Here is a 22,009-nt window from a genome sequence, read left to right on the forward strand (position 1 = left end):
AGATACTGGAAACACCTTTAGGTCATTTGTAGTGGAATAGATCATAAAAAGTGCGGTCAATTTTTCGGATGTTTTACGCTTTTAAACCCTATCCGGTTCGCCTTGATGCGAGTTGCCAATATTGCAGGCCTTTAAGACGCTATCCCCTGAAAAACACTAAAAAATCCTACCGCACTTTGCTATAATGCGCGACATTCATTTCATTCAAAACAAGAGAAGAATATGACGGATTTTCCTGCCATTCGTGACCTTAACGAGCAAAATCTCAACGAAATTTTACAGCTTTCACAACATCATCCTTTGGTGATCACGTTTTATGCGCCAAGCCATGCAGATTCGGTGGCGTTTGTAAAAACCTTAGAAAATTATGCTAACCAATACCAAGGGCAATTTATGTTAGCCAAAGTGAATTGTGAGAAAGAACAAATGGTTGCGGCACAATTTCGTATTCAAGCATTGCCAACTACTTATTTGTTTAGAGACGGGCAAGCGTTGGATGCCTTTCAGGGAGCCTTGGATAACACCACCTTGCAACAGCGTTTGAGTGTAATTTTGCCGAAAGAGGAAGAAATTAAATTTAATCAGGCGTTGGATTTACTTGCAGTGGAAAATTATGAGCAGGCATTGCCGTTGCTGAAAGAGGCGTGGGAGTTGTCTGATCAGAAAAACAGCGACATCGCGCTACTCTATGCGGAAACCTATATCGCCATGAAAAAAACTGAGCCGGCACAGCAGATTTTGAACAAAATCCCCTTGCAAGATCGCGACAGTCGCTGGCAAGGATTACAAGCGCAAATTGACTTGTTGATTAGAGCCGCCGATACGCCGGAAATTCAACAATTACAGGAAGAATTTGCAAAACAGCCAACCCATGATCTTGCGTTGAAATTGGCGTTGCAATTACACCAAGCCAACCGCAACGAAGAGGCCTTGGAGTTGTTATTTACCATTTTACGTCAAGATTTAGGTGCGGAAGACGGCAAAATCAAGCAGGAATTTTTATCCATTTTGGCCGCCATTGGCAACAACGCTCCGGTAACCAATAAATACCGCCGATTGCTCTATTCATTGTTGTACTGATGGGAAATCTTCTATAATAGCGATCGCAAATATTAAGTTGATAAGGATTGATTATGTCAGATATTAAACACGCGCAATTACTCATTTTAGGTTCCGGCCCTGCCGGTTACACTGCGGCTATTTATGCGGCACGCGCCAATTTAAAACCGGTGCTCGTCACAGGGTTACAACAAGGCGGACAACTCACTACCACCAGTGAAATTGAAAACTGGCCGGGTGATTTCGGTGAAACGACCGGCCCTGAATTAATGCAAAGAATGTTGCAACACGCAGAAAAATTCGAGACCGAGATTGTCTTCGATCATATTAACCGCGTAGATTTATCTTCTCGCCCGTTCAAATTATACGGCGATGCACAAACCTTTAGCTGCGATGCGTTAATTATCGCCACCGGTGCCTCTGCCCGTTATTTAGGTTTGCCTTCCGAAGAAAACTTCAAAGGTCGTGGCGTTTCCGCTTGCGCCACTTGTGACGGTTTCTTCTATCGCAACAAACCGGTTGCCGTCATCGGTGGCGGTAATACGGCCGTGGAAGAAGCGCTCTATTTAGCCAACATTGCTTCTGAGGTGCATTTGATCCACCGTCGCGATAGTTTCCGCGCAGAAAAAATTCTCATCGACCGCTTATACAAAAAGGTGGAAGAAGGCAAAATCGTGCTGCATACTAACCGCACTTTAGATGAAGTGTTGGGCGACAACATGGGTGTGACCGGCGTACGTTTGAAAGACGTGCAATCCGAAGCAACGGAAGAGGTCGCATTAGACGGCGTCTTCGTGGCTATCGGTCATGCGCCGAATACGGAAATTTTCCAAGACCAGTTGGAATTAAAAAACGGCTATATCGTGGTGAAATCCGGTTTAGATGGCAATGCAACCGCCACGTCTGTGGAAGGTGTTTTTGCCGCAGGCGATGTGATGGATCACAACTATCGTCAAGCTATTACCTCTGCCGGCACCGGCTGCATGGCGGCATTAGATGCCGAGCGTTATTTGGATGCGCAAAAAGCATAACTGTTCGGTAGGTGCACCAAGACAACACATTATGCAATATAAGGTGGGCAATAACGTCCACCTTCCGTTTTTCTGTTTCTGATAAAACATAACTTATGGATAAATCTCGTCAAAAATATTTGCAACAATGGCTTCGCACACAGCAAAAGCCGATTAAAAAATATTTGAATCTCAATATTTTGCTCGCCACCTTCTCCTCAGTGATTTTAGTAGGGCAGACTTATCTCTTAGCCTCTTTGCTGCATAAGCTCATTATTCTGGGCGAACCGGTCACCGGCTTAGCGCCTTACTTTATCGGCTTAGTCGTCGGCTTTGCACTACGTGCGCTGATTTTGTGGATCCGAGAAAAAATCGGCTTCAAGTGCGGTCAATTATTACGGAATATTATTCGTCAGCAAATTTTGGATAAAATCCATCAAGTTGGCCCTGCAACGATTAACAATAAACCGGCCGGCAGCTGGGCAACCATCATGTTGGAACAAGTAGAGAACTTGCATAATTTCTACGCCCGCTATTTACCGCAACAAGCGCTTTCCGCCATTGTGCCGATGATTATTCTGATTGCCGTATTCCCGTTGAACTGGGCAGCCGGTTTGATTTTAATGGGCACCGCACCGCTGATTCCTATCTTTATGATTTTGGTGGGCAAAGCAGCAGCAGACAGTAGCCAAAAGAACATGGATACCCTTGCGCGTTTAAGCGGTCAATTCCTCGATCGTCTGCGCGGTTTGGAAACCTTACGTTTATTCGACCGCACTTCCGAGCAAACCCGCCATATTGAAAACACCACGGAAGATTTCCGCGAAACCACCATGGATGTGCTAAAAATGGCGTTCCTCTCCTCTGCTGTGTTGGAATTTTTTACTTCGATTTCTATTGCATTAATGGCGGTGTATTTCGGTTTCAGCTATTTAGGTCAAGTAGAATTCGGCAGTTACGGCACACAGATTACCCTCTTTATCGGTTTCTTCTGCCTCATTCTTGCACCGGAGTTTTATCAACCCTTACGCGACCTTGGTACTTATTATCATGACCGTGCAGCAGGTATTGGTGCGGCAGATGCCATTGTAGATTTCTTGGAAGAAGATTATTTAATCGCCCAAGGGGACAGCAAAGCGGCATTTGAAAGCCAAAGTGCGGTGGAAATTTCAGGTGAAAATGTGGTGGTCTTGTCGCCGCAAGGTAAACCACTGACAGAGACGTTAAATTTCCATATTCCGGCACACAGCCACATCGCTATCGTAGGGCAAAGCGGTGCAGGAAAAACCTCGCTAATTAATGCCATTTTGGGCTTTTTACCTTATGAAGGCAGCCTGAAAATCAACGGGCAAGAATTGCGCAATGTCGATTTAGCCCAATGGCGTAAACATATTGCGTGGGTTGGACAAAACCCGTTATTACTACAAGGCACGATTAAAGAGAATTTATTATTGGGTGACATTCAAGCTTCCGCGCAAGAAATCGATCACGCGTTAGCCTTAGCGCAAGCGAAAGAATTTACCGACCGTCTCGGCTTAGAGGCTGAAATCAAAGAAGGCGGCATTGGCGTGTCCGTCGGGCAAGCACAACGTTTGGCTGTTGCACGTGCGTTACTGCGTAAAGGCAATTTGTTGTTATTGGATGAACCGACTGCCAGCCTTGATGCGCAATCGGAAAATCAGGTATTACAAGCCTTACAACACATCAGTCGCCAACAAACAACCGTGATGATCACTCACCGCATTGAAGATCTGAAACAATGCGACACCATTTTGGTGATGCGCCACGGACAAATTATTCAGCAGGGGCATTTTGAGCAACTGCAACATCAAGGTTTCTTCGCCGAATTATTGGCACAACGACAACAGGATATTAACTAATGCGTGCTTTATTGCCTTTTATTCGTTTATTTAAATTTGCCAAACTGCCGTTAATTTTCGGTGGTTTGTTAATGATTCTAGGGCTTGCCTCCAGCATCGGGTTGCTTACCCTTTCCGGTTGGTTCCTCGCAGCGACCGCGATTGCCGGTTTAGGTTCGCTGTTTAACTTTTTCTATCCCTCAGCCAGCGTACGGGGTTTAGCTATCGGGCGCACTGTGGCGCGTTATTTTGAAAAAGTCGTCACCCACGATGCCACTTTCCGCGTGTTAGCCAAATTACGCGTGCAAGTGTTTAGCAAAATTATTCCATTAAGCCCTGCCGTGCTCAATCGCTATCGTAACAGTGATTTATTAAACCGCTTGGTTGCTGACGTGGATACCTTGGACGGACTTTATCTTCGCCTGATTGCACCATTTATCAGCGCCATTGTGGTGATTACCTTGATTACCCTTGGATTAAGTTTTGTTCATGTGCCACTTGCACTGTTCCTTGGTTTCACGTTACTGACATTATTATTGGTGATCCCAACCATTTTTTACCATTTAGGCAACAAATTCGGCGCAAAATTGACTCAATCGCGCGCCCTGTACCGCACGCAATTTGTGGAATTTATTCAGGCACAAGCAGAACTGTTGTTATTTAACGGGGAAGAAAAACTAAAAGGGAAATTGAGCCAAACCGAACAGCAATGGCAAGCCTATCAACAACAGGAAGCGAATTTATCGGGATTTTCCACCGCACTTTTGTTGTTCGCCAACGGCTTGGTGTTATGTATTGTGATGTGGTTTGCCGCACAAGTAGATTTGGGCAGCGATGAATACCGCGCCGCGTTGATTGGCTTGTTTGCCTTTGCCGCCCTCGCCTCCTTTGAAATTTTAATGCCGATCGGCGCCGCATTCTTGCACATCGGGCAAATGATGGCGTCGGCTGAACGGGTGACGGATATTATCGAACAGCAACCATTGGTGGATTTTTCCGGCACGCAACTTGTTGAAAGCCAAACTCAAGCGCCGTTATTGCAAATTAATCAAGTTCATTTCACCTATCCGCAACGTGATAACCCGGCATTAGTGGACTTAAATCTCTCTATTCAAGCCGGTGAAAAACTCGCCATTTTAGGAAAAACCGGCAGCGGCAAATCGACGCTACTTCAATTATTGGTACGCAATTATGATGCCAACCAAGGAGAAATCTTATTCGCCGGCAATCGCATTCAAGCCTATAGCGAAAGCAGTTTACGCCAACAATTTTGTTTCTTAACGCAACGCGTGCATGTGTTTAGCGATACGTTGCGTAACAACTTGCAACTGGCTAACCATGCGCCATTAAGCGATGAAAAAATGGTTGCCGTGCTACAACAAGTGGGCTTAGAAAAATTGGTGAATCAAGAACAAGGATTAGATTTATGGCTGGGAGACGGCGGTCGTCCATTATCGGGCGGTGAACAACGTCGTTTAGGCTTAGCCCGTGTGTTATTAAATGATGCGCCGATCCTACTCTTAGATGAACCGACAGAAGGCTTGGATCGCGAAACCGAACGCAATATTCTGCAAGCGATTTTGGCACACAGTGTCGGCAAGACTTTAATTATGGTGACGCACCGTTTAACCGCCATTGAGCAATTTGATCAACTTGTGGTGATCGATAACAGTCGATTAATTGAACAAGGTTCGTACAGCGAATTGATCAATAAAGAAAATGGCTTTTTCAAACAGCTGACACAACGTATTTAAAAGGAAAGGCTGGAAAGGTGGAAACCTTTCCGGCTTAGTCTCGGCACACGAAAATTCTGACTCTGGCTGCTTTCTTCCGAACCTGACCTGGTAAACCAGACTTCATTGCGAGGGACCAAAAAGGTTTCCATTGAATTAACCGCAAGATTTGATAGCGCGATTAAGGTTTCGCATTATGCAATAAGCCCTATTGAATTGCAAATGTTATCTCCGGATCACATCATAACAGCCTGAACTTTAAACAAACGAGGAAAATCATGACCGCACTTAATCAACTTATCGAACTGTTAAAACTAGAAAAAATCGACGATTTACTTTTTCGCGGCGCAAGCCAAGATCTCGGCTTTCGCCAAGTGTTCGGTGGTCAAGTCGTGGCACAGGCGCTTTCTGCTGCGATTCAAGTCGCCCCTCAAGATCGTTTTTTACATTCTTGCCACGCCTATTTTCTCTCACCGGGCGACAGTCAATATCCGATTATTTATGACGTCGAAATTTTACGCGAGGGCAGAAATTTCACGGCGATGCGGGTAAAAGCCATTCAACATAAATCACCGATTTGTCACATTACCACCTCTTTCCAAACCTTAGAACAAGGCTTTGAACACCAAAGCGAAATGCCAAAGGTAGAAGCCCCTGATGCCTTAATGTCAGAAAGCTCTGTCATTCAGCAAATGGCACAAACCATTCCGGAAGCGGTGCGCGATAAATTTACGGCAGAGCGTCCCTTTGATATTCGCACCAAATATTTAAATAATCCGTTCCACGGACATAAGCTGCCTCCACAACAATACTCTTGGGTACGCACCAATGGCGAAGCACCGACAGACTATCGCATTCAACAATGCCTACTCGCCTACTTCTCTGATTTTCATTGCATTTTGACCGCACTTCATCCCCATGAAAAAGGCTTTTTACAAAAAGGCATGAAAGTTGCCACCATCGACCATTCTATTTGGTTCCATCGCCCGTTCGATATGAATGATTGGTTGCTCTATGCCATCGAAAGCAACAACGCCTATGCCGCCCGTGGCCTTGCTCGTGGTCAATTTTTTGCGGCAGATGGCAGACTCATTGCCACCACACAACAAGAAGGTTTAATTCGTTACGTTCCGGAAGAACAATAAAAAACGAGGGAAAAAATGACCGCACTTTATACCGCTCAAGATTTTTGGTATGCCGTTACCACGGCGCTGCAAACCACGGATCCGTTAGAAAAATGCCGCTTAGTGAATCATCTTTATGATGAGCTATTATCGCAGATTAAATTGACGGAATTATCCGATTTTCCGGAAGTGACACCACAAATGGATCTTGCCGGTATTCCGGAGAAACCGATACTCGTTGCTCCGAAAGATGTGCCGAAACGCTCTTTCGCCACAGAAGAAGGTTATGCTGCCACCTTGCACGCCATTGCTCATATTGAATTTAATGCCATTAATTTGGGCTTAGATGCCGCTTGGCGTTTTGGCCGAAATGCGCAACAAGAATTAGGCGAAGGCATGGCATTTGTAAAGGATTGGATACGCGTCGCACGTGAAGAAAGCACCCATTTTTCCTTAGTTAACGCGCATTTGCAGACCCTTGGATATCAATATGGCGATTTTGAAGCCCATGCCGGTTTATGGGAAATGGCACAGGCTACCGCGCATGATATTTGGGAACGTATGGCATTAGTACCACGAGTACTGGAAGCGCGCGGACTGGATGCCACGCCTATATTGCAAGAAAAGATTGCACAACGGAAAGACATGGCTGCCGTCAAGATTTTAGATGTGATTTTAACGGATGAGATTGGACACGTTTATATCGGCAATCATTGGTATCACGCACTTTCCGCCAAACGCGGATTGGATGCCATGAAATGTTTTACCGAATTGCTACATAAATATCGTATTGTGATTTTTAAAGGGGTAATCAACACAGATGCCCGTTTACAAGCTGGGTTCACGCAACATGAATTAGATTGGATTTATGAAGTGGAACAAACCTTAAAGTCATACATTAAGTCATAAAAAAAATGCGGTGAAAAAACTCACCGCACTTTTATTTTTTAGCTTGTCATCCAAAGCAAATTACAGCGCTTTTAAGATGTCATCCACACGTTCTTTCGCATCACCAAACAGCATTTGGGTGTTTTCTTTGAAGAACAATGGATTTTGTACGCCGGCGTAACCGGTATTCATAGAACGTTTGAATACCACCACGTTAGCCGCTTTCCACACTTCCAATACCGGCATACCGGCGATTGGGCTGTGCGGATCGTCCATTGCCGCAGGGTTGACGGTGTCGTTCGCGCCGATAACCAAAACGGTGTCGGTGTCAGCGAAATCATCGTTGATTTCATCCATTTCTAACACGATGTCGTAAGGCACTTTGGCTTCCGCCAATAACACGTTCATATGGCCCGGCAAACGTCCGGCGACCGGGTGGATACCAAAACGCACGTTTACACCACGCTCGCGTAATTTTTGAGTGATTTCTGCCACCGGATATTGCGCTTGTGCGACTGCCATGCCATATCCTGGGGTGATGATCACAGAGCTGGAATTTTTCAACAATTCCGCCACTTCTTCCGCGGTTGTTTCACGGTGTTCGCCTTGTTCGGTCTCGGAAGACACTTGAACGTCATTACCAAAACCACCTGCGATAACGCTGATGAAAGAGCGGTTCATGGCTTTACACATGATGTAAGACAAGATCGCACCGGAAGAACCCACAAGCGCACCGGTCACGATTAACAAGTCATTGCTAAGCATGAAACCTGCCGCCGCAGCTGCCCAACCGGAATAGGAGTTCAACATAGACACTACCACCGGCATGTCTGCACCACCGATAGAGGCCACTAAATGCCAACCGAATGCAAGAGCAATCACAGTCATGATTAATACCGGGAAGATGTTTTCCGGTTCACTTAAGAATGCCACCATTAATAAGGCGGAAACGATAAGCGCGGCTAAGTTTAATTTATGACGGTGTGGCAACATTAAGGCTTTGGAATTAATTTTTCCGCTTAATTTACCGAATGCCACCACAGAGCCGGTGAAGGTCACCGCACCGATAAAGATCCCTAAGAACACTTCCACGTTATGCACGCTGGCAAGTGCAGCTTGTTCTGCTAAGAATTTCGCTTGTTCTACGTCATTTAAACCGCTTGGCATGGTTGGGATATCATGCAAACCGTAGCTGTTATAACCTACCAATACCGCAGCCAAACCCACGAAACTGTGCAAGATTGCCACTAATTCCGGCATTTCGGTCATTTCAACTTTTAATGCACGCTGAATACCAATCGCCCCACCAATCACCATAGCAATAATGATCCACAATGTGCCTTCGGATTTTGGCCCGAAGATGGTGGCGATGAGGGCAATCCCCATCCCGATAATGCCATACCAACACCCTGCTTTCGCCGTTTCATGTTTAGAAAGACCGGCTAAGCTCATAATGAAGAGCAACGCTGCAACAATATACGCAGCTTGTACAAAACCTTCTGACATGATTTTCTCCTTAGCCTTTTCTAAACATGGAAAGCATACGTTGAGTGACGCGGAAGCCACCGAAAATGTTGATGCTTGCCACTAAAATCGCAATAAACGCCAACACACTAATGAAGAAATTACCTTGTGAGATTTGCAATAACGCTCCCACGATAATAATCCCTGAAATGGCATTGGTTACCGCCATAAGTGGGGTGTGTAGCGCATGGCTTACATTCCAAACCACATAGTAACCCACGACACAAGCCAAAACGAACACGGTTAAGTGAGATAAGAAAGCCGCCGGCGCAATAGACGTGAGCCATAAGAAAAGCACACCCACTGCCGCCATAATGCCGTATTTTTTACGCGGATCCGTTGGTTTTTCTTCCTCTTTTTTGACCGCACTTGCCGCTTTTGCTTGTTGTTGCGGTTGCGCAGACACTTGAATCGGCGGTGCCGGCCATGTCACTTCGCCATCACGAATAACCGTTACGCCACGCAATACCACGTCGTCGAAATTGATGTCAATTTGACCGTCTTTGTTTTTGCAAAGCAATTTCAATAAGTTAACCAGGTTGGTGCCGTAAAGTTGGGAAGATTGCGTTGGTAAACGGCTTGGTAAATCGGTGTAACCAATGATTTTCACTTGATTGTCGGTGACCACCACTTCGCCGGCTTTACTTAATTCACAGTTACCACCGGTTGCTGCCGCTAAATCCACAATCACGCTACCCGGTTTCATGGATTCCACCATTTCTTTGGTGATTAAGCGCGGTGCCGGTCTGCCCGGAATTAACGCAGTGGTAATAATAATGTCCACTTCTTTCGCTTGTTCTGCGTAAAGGGCAAGCGCGCGACGATTGAATTCCTCGGACATCACTTTCGCATAACCATCGCCACTGCCGCCTTCTTCTTTGAAATCGATTTCAAGGAAGCTGGCCCCCATACTTTCTACTTGTTCTTTTACTTCCGGACGGGAGTCAAAGGCACGTACGATAGCACCAAGGCTATTTGCTGCACCAATCGCGGCAAGACCGGCAACACCCGCACCAATCACCAACACTTTTGCCGGTGGCACTTTACCTGCGGCGGTAATTTGTCCGGTGAAGAAACTGCCGAATTCATGTGCGGCTTCTACCACGGCACGATAACCCGCAATATTTGCCATCGAACTTAATGCATCCAACGCTTGCGCACGAGAAATACGTGGCACGGCATCCATCGCCAACACATTGATTTTTTTCGCTGACAGTTTTTCCATAAGCTGCGGATTTTGCGCAGGCCAGATAAAGCTGACTAAGGTTGCCCCTTCTTTAATTAAAGCGATTTCATCATCAGTCGGCGCGTTGACTTTAAAAATAATGTCGGCTTGCCAAACTTGTGCGGCATCACCGACTTTCGCACCGGCAGCTACAAATGCCTGATCTTCAAAACTGGCTTTGAAACCCGCATCATGTTCAACAATTACGTCGAAACCGAGCTTCAAAATTTGCTGAACCGTTTTCGGCGTTGCCGCCACACGACTTTCATTATCAAGCCGTTCTCTAGGTACACCAATTAACATAATGATTCCCTTTGATTGGTTAAGATTTAGGTAACAAACTTACCCGCCCGAAATGACACCTCTCGGCAGTCAAATTAGCCCTCACTCTACCATTGTTCCCTCAAAAATTAAAAAAATTTTTCGGCTTTTTATTCAATATGTGATCCCTATTACACTTTGCGCAAGGCTATAAAAACATTAGAAATTCATTCCACCCTTTGCTATCTTAGCGCGCGAATCTTTTGGCTACCGCTTCACATTCGGTCAGTCAAAAAACACGGAAAAACTCAACCGCACTTTGATGCTCAAGGTCAAACACAATGCAATTACCCTCTCTACAATCAGCCACTTTAATCCGCCGTTACAAACGTTTCTTAGCGGATGTGCAACTGCCAAACGGCGATATCACGACGCTACACTGCGCCAACACCGGCGCGATGATCGGCTGCGGCGCGGAAGGCGACACCGTTTGGTATTCCACCTCCGACAGTGCCACACGGAAATACCCAAGCTCTTGGGAGCTAACCCAATTAGCCAATGGCAATCTGGTTTGCATTAACACGCACCGCTCTAATCAGCTCACCTTTGATGCCTTACAGAAAAAACACATCCTTGAACTCGCCATGTATGACGAAATTCATCCGGAAGTGAAATACGGTGAAGAAAACAGCCGCATTGATTTTCTGCTGAAAGGTAAGGATCTGCCCGATTGTTATGTGGAAGTGAAATCTATTACTTATGTAGATAACAACAAAAAACTCGGTATGTTTCCTGATGCCGTCACGACACGCGGACAAAAACACTTGCGCGAATTGATCGCCATGAAAAAACAAGGCCATCGTGCCGTTATTTTCTTCTGTGGATTACACGATGGGTTCGATCATTTTCAAATCGCAAAACACATTGATCCGAAATATAACGAACTCTTTCTCCATGCGCTCAATGAAGGGGTTGAGGCTTACGCCTATGCGGCTAAATTTGAAAAAACGCAGGGAATTCCGACCGCACTTCATCTGACAAAGGTCGTACCACTTAAGCTAAATGGGATTTAAGTGAATTATTTGAGAATTATTTTCATTAAAGTGCTTGACATTAATTTTGAGAATAATTATCATTTAATCATTCAAACAACAATAGATAATCACTCCAACTTCAACGCCTCATCCCCCACAAGAGGCGTTTTTTTTTCGCCTGAAATCCGGCCTTTTCCTTAAAAATAATTTAAATTTGTCTAATAACCTCTATAATGTAGCCTTTCGGTAAATTGAATAACATTAGGAAAAGACATGACTGATATGAATACCGTTCTCGCGGAACTAAAACGCGGCGTAGATGAAATTCTTTCTGAACAGGATTTAATTGAAAAACTTAAAGAAAATCGCCCATTGCGCGTGAAACTCGGCGCAGACCCAACCGCACCGGATATTCATTTAGGTCACACTGTGGTATTAAACAAATTACGTCAATTCCAACAATTAGGCCACGAAGTTTATTTCTTAATTGGTGACTTCACCGGCATGGTGGGCGATCCGTCCGGCAAAAACACAACTCGTCCACCGCTTAGCCGCGAAGATGTGTTACGCAATGCGGAAACCTACAAACAACAAATCTACAAAATCCTCGATCCGCAAAAAACCCGTATCGTATTCAACTCTGAATGGTTGGGTAAATTAGGCACCGAAGGCATGATTCGTTTAGCAAGCAACTACACTGTTGCCCGTATGTTGGAACGTGATGATTTCAAAAAACGTTTTTCTAACAATCAACCGATTGCGATTCATGAATTTATTTATCCGCTCTTACAAGGTCATGATTCTGTTGCGTTGGAAGCCGATGTTGAGTTAGGCGGAACCGACCAAAAATTCAATTTATTAGTGGGTCGTGAATTACAAAAATCTGCCGGTCAAAAACCACAAGTAGCGATTACTCTGCCATTATTAGTGGGCTTGGATGGCGAGAAAAAAATGTCTAAATCTCTCGGCAATTATATCGGTGTTACCGAAGCGCCAAGTGAAATGTTCGGCAAAATCATGTCCATTTCCGATGACTTAATGTGGGATTGGTATAACCTGCTTTCTTTCCGTCCATTAGCTGAAATCGCCCAATTAAAAGCAGATGTGGCAAACGGCAAAAATCCACGGGATGTAAAAATCTTGTTGGCGAAAGAAATCATTGCCCGCTTCCATGATGACGCAGCTGCAGATGCCGCCGAACAAGAATTTATCAACCGTTTCCAAAAAGGCGCGATGCCGGATGACATGCCTGAATTTACCTTTGAAGGCGAAATCGGGCTTGCCAACTTGTTAAAAGAAGCTGGTTTAGTGGCTTCGACTTCAGAAGCCAACCGCATGGTACAACAAGGCGGCGTGAAAATTGACGGTGAAAAAGTAGAAGACGCCAAACTCGTTATCACCGCCTCCACGGCGGTTTACCAAGTGGGTAAACGTAAGTTCGCCAAAGTCACGGTGAAATAAAAACATCACAAAAACGAACCGCACTTATGAACTCTATCAAGTGCGGTTATTTTTATCTGCGTTTTTTAGGGCTAACACAAGGAGCAGAATATGCATCAAAAGATCTGGGTATTAGGTGATGCCGTGGTGGATCTAATTCCGGACGGAGAAAATCATTATCTGCGTTGTGCGGGTGGTGCGCCGGCAAATGTGGCGGTAGGCATAGCCCGTTTAGGCGGTGAAAGTGCATTTATCGGTCGCGTGGGCAAAGATCCCTTGGGCGAATTTATGCAACAAACCCTGCAACAGGAAAAGGTACAAACCAGCCACATGATTCTTGATCCGCAACAACGCACATCAACGGTTATCGTCGGGTTAGATAACGGCGAACGGAGCTTTACCTTTATGGTGAACCCAAGTGCCGATCAATTTTTACAAGTGGCGGATTTACCGAATTTCCAAGCAAACGAATGGCTCCATTGTTGCTCTATTGCTTTAATCAACAATCCTTCTCGAGAAACTACTTTTGAAGCGATTCGCCGAATTAAAGCCGCAGGCGGATTCTTCTCTTTTGATCCGAATCTACGCGAATCCCTTTGGGCAAGTTTTGAAGATATGAAAGAAACGGTGATGAAGGCGGTGGCATTTGCGGATGTGTTGAAGTTTTCAGAAGAAGAATTAACGCTCCTCACTGACACACAAACCTTAGACGAAGCGTTCGAAAAAATCACCGCACTTTATCCGGAAAAATTGATTATCGTAACCTTGGGCAAAGACGGCGCACGCTATCATTTAGCCGGTAAAAAAGGCATTATTGCCGGCAAAGCCTTAAAACCGGTTGACACCACAGGCGCGGGCGATGCCTTTGTCGGCGGTCTTCTTGCCGGGCTTTCACAACATCCTAATTGGAAAGAAATTCCTGTGCTTGAGCAAATTCTCCGTCAAGCCAATGCCTGTGGCGCGTTAGCTACCACGGCAAAAGGTGCTATGTCTGCCCTGCCGAATAAAGCACAACTGGCTGAATTTTGTGACAACGTCATACTGTAACGAACATCCTTACGATGCGATATTTTCTGTGTTTTTTCTGTTTTATTCTCCCCATCGCCCTGCAAGCGCGCACGGCAGATTGTTTTGTGGTGGGGATTAGCGACGGCGACACGTTCACTTGTTTAACCGCCAATCGTAAACCCATTAAAGTGCGGTTAGCCGAAATCGATGCACCGGAAAAAGCACAGCCTTTCGGGAAAAAATCCCGTCAAATGCTGGCTTCGCTTATTCATAAACGCCATGTGACATTAGATATTCAAGGCTACGATCGCTATCAGCGCACCTTGGCAACGGTGTATGATAAGCAGGGGCAAAACATCAATTTAATTATGGTACAACAAGGCATGGCATGGGCTTATCGACAATATTTGCACGATGTCGCCTATTTACAGGCTGAGCAAACGGCAAGAGAACATCGACGAGGTTTGTGGCGCGATCACTCCCCTGTCGAACCCCACTTATGGCGTCAACAAAGAAGGTAAAAAATGCATTTTGATCCTCAAACATTTCGTCAATATTTTCCCTATTTCACTCACACAGATTCCGTGGTTTATCTTGATAACGCCGCAACAACCCTCAAGCCGCAGTGCTTAATCGAGGCAACGGTTGCCTTTTATCAATCTGCCGGTTCGGTACATCGCAGTCAATATGATGAAAAACAGACCGCACTTTATGAACAGGCACGTAGTCGGGTTAAGCAGTTAATTCATGCCGAAAGCGAACAGGCAGTGATTTGGACATCAGGCACAACGCAAGCCATTAACACAGTGGCAAACGGTTTATTACCGCATCTCAATGCCGGCGATGAAATCATAATCAGTGAAGCGGATCATCACGCCAATTTTGTCACGTGGCACCAAGTGGCTAAAAAAACCGGCGCCATTATTCATGTGCTGCCGATATTGGATAATTGGCTAATCGACACCAATGCCTTATTACAAAAACTCAGCCCTCGCACCAAATTGGTGGCGTTAAATTTTGCGTCTAATGTCACCGGCACACAGCAATCTGTCAAACAATTGATTGAATTGATTCGCGCACAAAGTTCCGCGTTTGTTTTAGTGGATGCGGCACAAGCCATTAGTCACATCAAAATTAATTTAGCAGAATTGGATTCCGATTTTATTGCCTTTTCCGCCCATAAAATTTACGGTCCAACCGGGCTTGGCGTGTTAAGCGGAAAATTGGAGGCGTTAAATTTATTACAGCCCTTGCAATACGGCGGCAAGATGATTAGCAAAGTAAGTAAACAACACATCACCTTTGCCGAACTGCCTTATCGGTTGGAAGCCGGCACGCCGAATATTGCTGCCGTGATTGGCTTTAACGCTGTACTAGAATGGTTAAGCCAATGGGATATTGGCGAAATGGAAGAAAACGCCGTACGCTTGGCAGAAATGACCCGTCAACGTTTATCCTCTTATCAACAATGCAAATTATTTAACTCACCACAACCAAGTTCGGTCGTCAGCTTTGTCTTTGAGGATATTAACGCCTTCGATTTAGCCACGCTATTAGCCGAACAAAATATCGCATTACGTGTTGGTGAACATTGCGCCCAGCCTTATTTAGCAAGATTAGGACAGGCCGCTATCCTGCGCTTATCTTTTGCACCTTATAATATCGCCTCAGACGTTGAAGCATTTTTTAACGCCTTAGATAAAAGTTTAGAATTATTACGATGAACATTGAACAACAATTACGCAATGCCACAACATGGGAAGAACGCTACCGTTTGATTATTCAGGCAGGCAAAAATCTCCCCATGCCAAATGAAAATGAATTAGCCCAGATGGAAATCATTCCGGGTTGCGAAGTACAGGTATGGTTTAAATTTACCGAAAAAAACGACCGCACTTTTCACTTTCATGCCTATAGCGAAGCGCGGATTATGAATGGTTTACTGTGGATTTTATTGCAGCACATTGAAAACAAAAGCGCAGAACAATTACGCCATTTTGATCTAACTGCCTATTTCACCCAACTTGGCATTGCTCAACGTTTAAGCACAACCCGCCTAAACGGTTTAAAACACATTGAACAGATTTTGCATCATTTGTAAAAGCGATTTGAGGACAAGATTCTAGGCTAACTTACAAAGTTAGCCTAACGTCATGAGTATATTATTTTGGTAGGTCGTCTAAGAGACTGTCTTTTGCCGCGGTGAGGTATTGCAGCATGGACCAAATCGTCAAAATCGCTGCAATGTAAAGCAGAATAATGGCTGCGACTTCCATGTAAACGTTATAACGCCACAATAAGCCGCCCAACGCTAACATTTGTGAGGTGGTTTTTATCTTGCCTAACCAAGACACCGCCACTTTGCTGCGACTGCCTAATTCCGCCATCCATTCGCGCAAGGCGGAGATAATAATCTCTCGAGAAATCACAACGATCGCCGGCAGCGTAATCCAAAAGGTATGATTATGTTCCACCACTAAAACTAACCCTGCCACCACCATCACTTTATCCGCCACCGGATCCAAAAATGCACCAAAACGCGTGGTTTGTTTCCATTTGCGGGCAAGATAGCCATCCAACCAGTCGGTGACACCGGCAATAAAGAAAAGAAGCGTAGTTAAAAAAGGCGCCCAATCAAAGGGAAGATAGAAAGCAATAATGAAGAAGGGAATTAAAATAACTCTAAATATCGTTAAAAAAATAGGGATGTTTAATTTCATGATTTGCGTTCTACCGAGGGTGAATTATGAGGTTATTCTAAATCAGATTTGGTGATTTTTAAATGCCTTATGCGTAAATTTGCGTAAAAAGAAACTAGTACCATTGTCGAATTAGCGTTAATATTTTCTCCCGAAAAAACAACCGCACTTTTAATCCATTTCGCTCCATTTTAATAGGATATGATCATGTCAAAAAAATCTCTTGCGACCACCTTAGTACATGCCGGAAGAAAAAAACGCTATACCCAAGGCTCAGTTAACCCGGTTGTGCAACGAGCATCCTCTCTTGTCTTTGATTGCTTAGAAGATAAAAAGCACGCCACCCTTCATCGTGCAAAAGGTGAGCTTTTTTATGGTCGTCGCGGCACCTTAACCCATTTTGCATTACAAGATGCGATGACCGAATTAGAGGGCGGCGCGGGTTGCTATTTATACCCTTGTGGTGCGGCGGCAGTCACGAATAGCATTCTTTCTTTTGTGAAAAACGGGGATCATGTGTTGATGACAGGCGCGGCTTATGAACCGACACAGGATTTTTGTAATGTCGTATTAAAAAAATTAGGCGTAAGCACAACCTTTTATGATCCGATGTTAGGCGAGAAAATTGCCGATTTAGTCCAACCGAATACAAAGGTTTTATTTCTCGAAGCGCCAAGCTCTCTCACCATGGAAGTGGCGGATATTCCGGCAATCGTTTCTGCCGTGCGTAACATCAACCCAGAGATTGTTATTATGATAGATAACACGTGGGCAGCCGGTGTGTTGTTCAAAGCGTTAGAACATGGCATTGATATTTCAATTCAGGCAGGCACGAAATATTTAGTGGGGCATTCCGATGTGATGATTGGCACGGCAGTGGCCAATGCCCGTTGTTGGGATCAATTACGCGAACACTCTTATTTAATGGGTCAAATGGTGGATGCCGACAGCGCCTATACCACAGCACGCGGATTGCGTACACTCAATATTCGCTTAAAACAACACGAAGAAAGCAGCATAAAAGTGGCACAATGGTTGGCACAACAGCCGGAAGTTAAGGCTGTGTATCACCCTGCCTTGCCAAGCTGCCCCGGCAATGTTTTTTTTAAACGGGATTTTAGCGGTTCAAGCGGATTATTCTCTTTTGAGTTAAAACAAAAATTAACACAACAACAGCTTGAAGCCTTTATGAATCATTTTGACTTATTCACCATGGCTTATTCCTGGGGCGGCTTTGAATCTTTGATCCTCTATAATCAACCGGAGGAAATTGCCAAAATCCGTCCAAATATTCCGCGAAAATTAGAAGGTACCTTAATTCGTATCCATATTGGCTTAGAAGATGTGGATGATTTAATTGAAGATTTACGCGCAGGATTTAAACGATTAGCACAAAATTAAGGTGACGATTTATTAGACAGCCTTACCTTAAAACTGTGATCTGTGTCAGAAAATGGAGAGAAAAAAGTAAGGTTACTGTTGACACGCTTATTTTTCTTTGCCAAGATCGTGACACTTCAAAAGAAGTAGTCTGAATGATTCATTGATGCTAATTTAATGAAAAAGTTCAAAACTGACCTTAATAACAAATAATTTCTGAAAAGGAATGAAGATTATGAAAAAGACAGTAATCGCATTAGCAATCGCTGCTTTCGCAGCAACCGGCGCAGCAAACGCTGCAACAGTTTATAACCAAGATGGTACTAAAGTTGAACTTGGTGGTTCTGCCCGTATCTTCTTAGGAAAATTAGGCAAAGATCAACGTGGCGACCTCGTGAATGATGGTTCCCGTATTAAAATCAATGCAACTCACACATTAGACAATGGTTTGTCTGCATTCGTAGGCTATGAAACTCGTTTTAACGGTTCACAAAAAGAAAAACAATCTGGTTCAAACACTGGCTTTGGTAATATCACCACTAACAAATTATTTGTCGGTTTCGGTTTTGAAAACGTGGGTAAATTAAGTTTCGGTCGTCAAGCCACTACTGCAGATGATGTATTAGGTGATGGCTTATACTATCGTTCTGGTGCTAATAACATCCTAACAACAGGTGCGGATAAATCCATTAAATTCCGTTCTGCTGACTTCGAAGGCTTTAGCTTCGGTGCAGACTACTTATTCGGTAATCCAAATAAAGTAACTGCAGCTAAAAGCTATAAAAATGGTGCTGGCGTAGCCGCATTCTATAACTATGACTTTGAAAAAAATCATAACATTGAATTCGCAGCAGGCTATACTTTCGATCAATATGATTCTGTGAACTCTTCTTCAACATCACAAAAAAATCATAACTGGTTATTATCTTCCCACTATAGATTAGATGCATTCAGATTCGCAGTGGCTTACGGTCAACGTACTGAGAAAGTGACTGGCGCAACAAGCAACACCAGAGGAAAATATATCTTCTTAGAAAGCAAATATGACCTAGCTGATGTTGCTGGTATTCCATCTACTGTTGGTTTACAATGGGAACGTTACAATGAGAAAGACTATAACGGTCAAGATAAAGGTAAGAGCATTGCAAACCAATACATCGCAATGGCTGACTATAAGTTAAGCAAAAATGTTGTTCCTTACGTACAATATACCCGCGCAACTGAAAAAGATAACGTTGGTCAACGTACCAGTGAAAACGTCTACGGTGCAGGTTTACGTGTACACTTCTAATTTGAGTTAATACTCATTAAAAAGGCCGACGTTATGTCGGTCTTTTTTTTTGAGAAATAAGATGAAAATTCACCGCACTTTGTAACAATCAGGATTGAAGAATCATCATGATACAATCTATCCCTGATCAAAAATTTGAAATTCCCCTTAATAACTTCAGTTAAAATATCACCGACAAACCTCTAACGCCTCTTGAGAGCCAAGTGATACAAACAAATAATGGACGATATCATTATGATTTGAATAATATTTACTCACTAAATAAGGTGATTTATTTTGATAAAAATAACAATACAATTCTCCTCTATTTAAAAAAGATTGCTTTTTAAACGTCGAAATATTTAAATTTTTTAAAATGGCTCTTCCTTTATCGGAAGAAATTATGGCATAAAGCTGGGAAACTGGTATTTCATCCTTTTTATTAGCCTCAAAAATCATAATCATTTCACTTGTTTCAACGAATGTTCTTACAAAAATGTTATGACTACTTGCCGGAAACACATGAATATACCATGACGATGATTTTGAATTTAAAAACTCATTAGGCGAGTCATAAATATAGTCGTGATGTGTTTCATATCCAAAGAAAGCAATTAACAACAGGCTCATAATCACAAAGAATCCTACACTACACTTCGATACTAACTTAATAAACCTCATCATAGATATTCCTTTTTACATTCTTTATTATCGCTTTTCAGTGAAAATATATTTCACATCTATACAGTTATTTCATATTTAACCCCAAATTAATAAGCTGCATAGATAACGCACAATGGCGCATTGCTTCCCAGCACATGCCGAGATCCAATAAAAAACACATCAAAAAACTCACAGAATTTTGTTTACTTTCTGAGGTGTACATTAGGAAGTGTATGACAACACAAGTATTCATTACTAAAAAAAGTGCGGTCATTTCCTCAAATATTTTCTCATCAACGTATTGGGAAAAAGTGATCTGCCCCCCAAAATTTACCGCACTTTTTTTACACAATCAATTTTAGAAACTGTATTTCAAATTCGTAAAGTAAGAACGACCGTGCTCATTATAGGTGCGTGCCGTGCCGGCGTTACGATAAATACGTTTATCTAAAATATTATTCACCCCCACACGTAGGCTAAAACTGTTATTAAATTTATAGCCAACGTTAGCGCCCCAAATGCCGTAGCTACCAAGTTGATATTGCGTCACCAGGCTTTCACCGGTGTTATAAATTACGTGCATAAAGTTTTCCGCATTCTCAACGGTTTTCTGTTTGCCGTAACGGGTGTAAGAGGATTGACTAAGAAATAACAAGCACGTCCCCAGTCAAAACCTTTCGGATGACTGTTTTGAAGAACCGTATATGGTTTACCTTTGGCATCTGTTTTAACAACACTACCGGTTGAATTTAACGCATTTGGATTATTCCAGTTATTTGCGCTGTCAATCGGACAACCATTACTCTCATTAATGAGCAAATAATTCGGGGAAGATTGATAAAGATTCGGTGCTTTATAGGATCTTGCTACCCCACCTTTAATTTTCCAGTTTTCGTTCACTTGGTGTGAGAAGTTGAATGGCGGACTCCAGTTCGATTTAGAATTGGCGCTGGAATCAAAACGAATGCCCGGTGTTACAATGGTTTTGTTATTTGGCAACATAATGTTGTCTTCCAAGAACGTCGCCCATTCATTTTGTGCCACTTTACCACTACGCCCTTTATCTTTTAACCAAGGCACAATGGCATAAACTTGCATGGTTTGCGTCATAGAAGCAGCATCATCCAATTCAGAACGGGATGCTTCCGCACCAACAGTCACCATATGGCTGGTGTTACCCAAAGCAAACGGAATAACGGTAGTTTCTGAGTAAACCGACAGATTTATTTAACCCGTTGTAAGCCCCTTCCGTACTGCCCAACAAGCCTTCCGGATAATGATAGTTACGGGTTTGGTCGAAAGTGAAATACGTGCGGTTATCTAACACGCCCCATTTGCCTTCATGTGTTAAAGCGTAACTTTGACGATAAAGCGTTGAAGTTTCCGCATGTTGTAACGCAAGATCACGGCTGATTTTCATAGCTTGATTCAGTAAAACAGAGCTGTTTTGTGTATCCCCGTTATAAATATTGCCTTGACGACTGTATGCTGCATCAAAGGTTAATTTTTGATCCGGGGTGATGTTCCAAACTAACTACCCTGCCACAAACGCAGATTCTCAGCAAATTTTTCATTTATGAAATAACAATCCGCACGTAAAACGTGCGGTTTTTAGGCTCCCCTATAAGGGTCTATACTTCATAAGCCCCTTAAGGGGCTTTTGTAAAAACTGGTAATCGTGTTTATTTTCATGTCACTATTTTAGTGAATTGTAGCGTGCAACTTGTTGCACGAAATCGTGAATGCCAGAAAGGGGTAAATAAGGTTCCGTGCGCGGTTTGGTCGTGCATCAAGATGCACGCTACGCATGAAATCGTGAATTACGCATCGAG

General features: G+C 43.6%; 19 protein-coding genes, 1 other RNA gene and 1 pseudogene. 15 read left to right on the forward strand and 6 right to left on the reverse strand.

The annotated features are described in order from the left end of the window. Positions 1–222: 222 nt before the first annotated feature. From Q0203_RS00140 to cydC, 4 genes are all read left to right on the forward strand, one after another. Positions 223–1,080, forward strand: a complete 858-nt coding sequence (locus tag Q0203_RS00140) for a co-chaperone YbbN (protein WP_297928646.1) — start codon at positions 223–225, stop codon at positions 1,078–1,080. A gap of 53 nt (positions 1,081–1,133) precedes the next feature. Further along, positions 1,134–2,090: a thioredoxin-disulfide reductase gene (trxB, locus tag Q0203_RS00145; protein WP_290522165.1), complete on the forward strand. Its 957-nt coding sequence runs from the start codon at positions 1,134–1,136 to the stop codon at positions 2,088–2,090. Positions 2,091–2,185: 95 nt separating this feature from the next. After that, complete coding sequence (gene cydD / locus Q0203_RS00150; RefSeq protein WP_297928649.1) at positions 2,186–3,949, forward strand: cysteine/glutathione ABC transporter permease/ATP-binding protein CydD; 1,764 nt, start codon at positions 2,186–2,188, stop codon at positions 3,947–3,949. After that, positions 3,949–5,682: a cysteine/glutathione ABC transporter ATP-binding protein/permease CydC gene (gene cydC / locus Q0203_RS00155; RefSeq protein WP_297928651.1), complete on the forward strand. Its 1,734-nt coding sequence runs from the start codon at positions 3,949–3,951 to the stop codon at positions 5,680–5,682. Before cydD ends, cydC begins: the two co-directional genes overlap by 1 nt. 23 nt (positions 5,683–5,705) lie before the next feature. Here the strand turns inward: cydC and ffs are convergent. Next, positions 5,706–5,804: signal recognition particle sRNA small type (gene ffs / locus Q0203_RS00160), an RNA gene on the reverse strand. A 135-nt stretch (positions 5,805–5,939) separates the two neighbouring features. Between ffs and tesB the strand changes: the two genes are divergently transcribed. Together tesB and Q0203_RS00170 are read left to right on the forward strand one after the other, a co-directional pair. Next, positions 5,940–6,806: an acyl-CoA thioesterase II gene (tesB, locus tag Q0203_RS00165; RefSeq protein WP_295973659.1), complete on the forward strand. Its 867-nt coding sequence runs from the start codon at positions 5,940–5,942 to the stop codon at positions 6,804–6,806. A gap of 15 nt (positions 6,807–6,821) precedes the next feature. After that, complete coding sequence (locus Q0203_RS00170; protein WP_297928653.1) at positions 6,822–7,694, forward strand: ferritin-like domain-containing protein; 873 nt, start codon at positions 6,822–6,824, stop codon at positions 7,692–7,694. 60 nt (positions 7,695–7,754) lie between these two features. On the opposite strand, the gene pntB is transcribed toward Q0203_RS00170, so the two are convergent. Both pntB and pntA read right to left on the reverse strand, forming a co-directional pair. Next, positions 7,755–9,179 carry a Re/Si-specific NAD(P)(+) transhydrogenase subunit beta gene (gene pntB, locus Q0203_RS00175; protein ID WP_109103837.1) on the reverse strand — a complete coding sequence of 475 codons (1,425 nt, stop codon included), beginning with the start codon at positions 9,177–9,179 and terminating at the stop codon, positions 7,755–7,757. A 10-nt stretch (positions 9,180–9,189) separates the two neighbouring features. Then, entirely contained in the window at positions 9,190–10,725 is a 1,536-nt protein-coding gene (gene pntA, locus Q0203_RS00180) for a Re/Si-specific NAD(P)(+) transhydrogenase subunit alpha (protein WP_297928655.1), read from the reverse strand. A gap of 299 nt (positions 10,726–11,024) precedes the next feature. On the opposite strand from pntA, the gene sfsA reads away from it, so the two are divergent. The 6 genes from sfsA to Q0203_RS00210 all read left to right on the forward strand — a co-directional run bounded on the left by sfsA (position 11,025) and on the right by Q0203_RS00210 (position 16,266). Continuing rightward, positions 11,025–11,756, forward strand: a complete 732-nt coding sequence (sfsA, locus tag Q0203_RS00185; RefSeq protein WP_297928657.1) for a DNA/RNA nuclease SfsA — start codon at positions 11,025–11,027, stop codon at positions 11,754–11,756. A 234-nt stretch (positions 11,757–11,990) separates the two neighbouring features. Beyond that, positions 11,991–13,178: a tyrosine--tRNA ligase gene (gene tyrS / locus Q0203_RS00190; RefSeq protein WP_297928659.1), complete on the forward strand. Its 1,188-nt coding sequence runs from the start codon at positions 11,991–11,993 to the stop codon at positions 13,176–13,178. A gap of 90 nt (positions 13,179–13,268) precedes the next feature. Then, a complete protein-coding gene (locus Q0203_RS00195; RefSeq protein ID WP_297928662.1) occupies positions 13,269–14,204 on the forward strand; it encodes an aminoimidazole riboside kinase in 936 nt (311 codons plus the stop codon). Positions 14,205–14,218: 14 nt separating this feature from the next. Then, positions 14,219–14,686 carry a thermonuclease family protein gene (locus tag Q0203_RS00200; protein WP_297928663.1) on the forward strand — a complete coding sequence of 156 codons (468 nt, stop codon included), beginning with the start codon at positions 14,219–14,221 and terminating at the stop codon, positions 14,684–14,686. Positions 14,687–14,689: 3 nt separating this feature from the next. Next, a complete protein-coding gene (locus Q0203_RS00205) occupies positions 14,690–15,889 on the forward strand; it encodes a cysteine desulfurase (RefSeq protein WP_297928665.1) in 1,200 nt (399 codons plus the stop codon). After that, positions 15,886–16,266 (forward strand): SufE family protein, encoded by a 381-nt coding sequence (locus tag Q0203_RS00210; protein ID WP_297928667.1) that lies wholly within the window; start codon positions 15,886–15,888, stop codon positions 16,264–16,266. Before Q0203_RS00205 ends, Q0203_RS00210 begins: the two co-directional genes overlap by 4 nt. Before the next feature lie 61 nt (positions 16,267–16,327). Here the strand turns inward: Q0203_RS00210 and pgsA are convergent, their stop codons facing one another. Further along, positions 16,328–16,885, reverse strand: a complete 558-nt coding sequence (pgsA, locus tag Q0203_RS00215) for a CDP-diacylglycerol--glycerol-3-phosphate 3-phosphatidyltransferase (protein ID WP_297928669.1) — start codon at positions 16,883–16,885, stop codon at positions 16,328–16,330. A 186-nt stretch (positions 16,886–17,071) separates the two neighbouring features. On the opposite strand from pgsA, the gene metC reads away from it, so the two are divergent. Next, positions 17,072–18,265 (forward strand): cystathionine beta-lyase, encoded by a 1,194-nt coding sequence (gene metC, locus Q0203_RS00220; protein ID WP_297928672.1) that lies wholly within the window; start codon positions 17,072–17,074, stop codon positions 18,263–18,265. Positions 18,266–18,479: 214 nt separating this feature from the next. Beyond that, positions 18,480–19,535 (forward strand): porin, encoded by a 1,056-nt coding sequence (locus Q0203_RS00225; protein WP_295973631.1) that lies wholly within the window; start codon positions 18,480–18,482, stop codon positions 19,533–19,535. A 168-nt stretch (positions 19,536–19,703) separates the two neighbouring features. Here Q0203_RS00225 and Q0203_RS00230 read toward each other — a convergent pair whose 3' ends face one another. Beyond that, on the reverse strand, positions 19,704–20,198 hold the full coding sequence (locus Q0203_RS00230; protein ID WP_297928674.1) for a hypothetical protein: 495 nt from the start codon (positions 20,196–20,198) through the stop codon (positions 19,704–19,706). 212 nt (positions 20,199–20,410) lie between these two features. On the opposite strand from Q0203_RS00230, the gene Q0203_RS00235 reads away from it, so the two are divergent. Next, positions 20,411–20,539: a hypothetical protein gene (locus Q0203_RS00235; protein WP_297928676.1), complete on the forward strand. Its 129-nt coding sequence runs from the start codon at positions 20,411–20,413 to the stop codon at positions 20,537–20,539. On the opposite strand, the pseudogene Q0203_RS09635 reads toward Q0203_RS00235, so the two are convergent. After that, positions 20,536–21,723 (reverse strand): annotated as a pseudogene (locus Q0203_RS09635) (TonB-dependent receptor); the annotation flags it as partial. The gene Q0203_RS00235 and the pseudogene Q0203_RS09635 overlap by 4 nt on opposite strands. Between the last annotated feature and the right edge of the window lie 286 nt (positions 21,724–22,009).

The organism is uncultured Aggregatibacter sp. (genome assembly GCF_938046485.1).
In the GTDB taxonomy this organism is placed as follows: domain Bacteria; phylum Pseudomonadota; class Gammaproteobacteria; order Enterobacterales; family Pasteurellaceae; genus Aggregatibacter.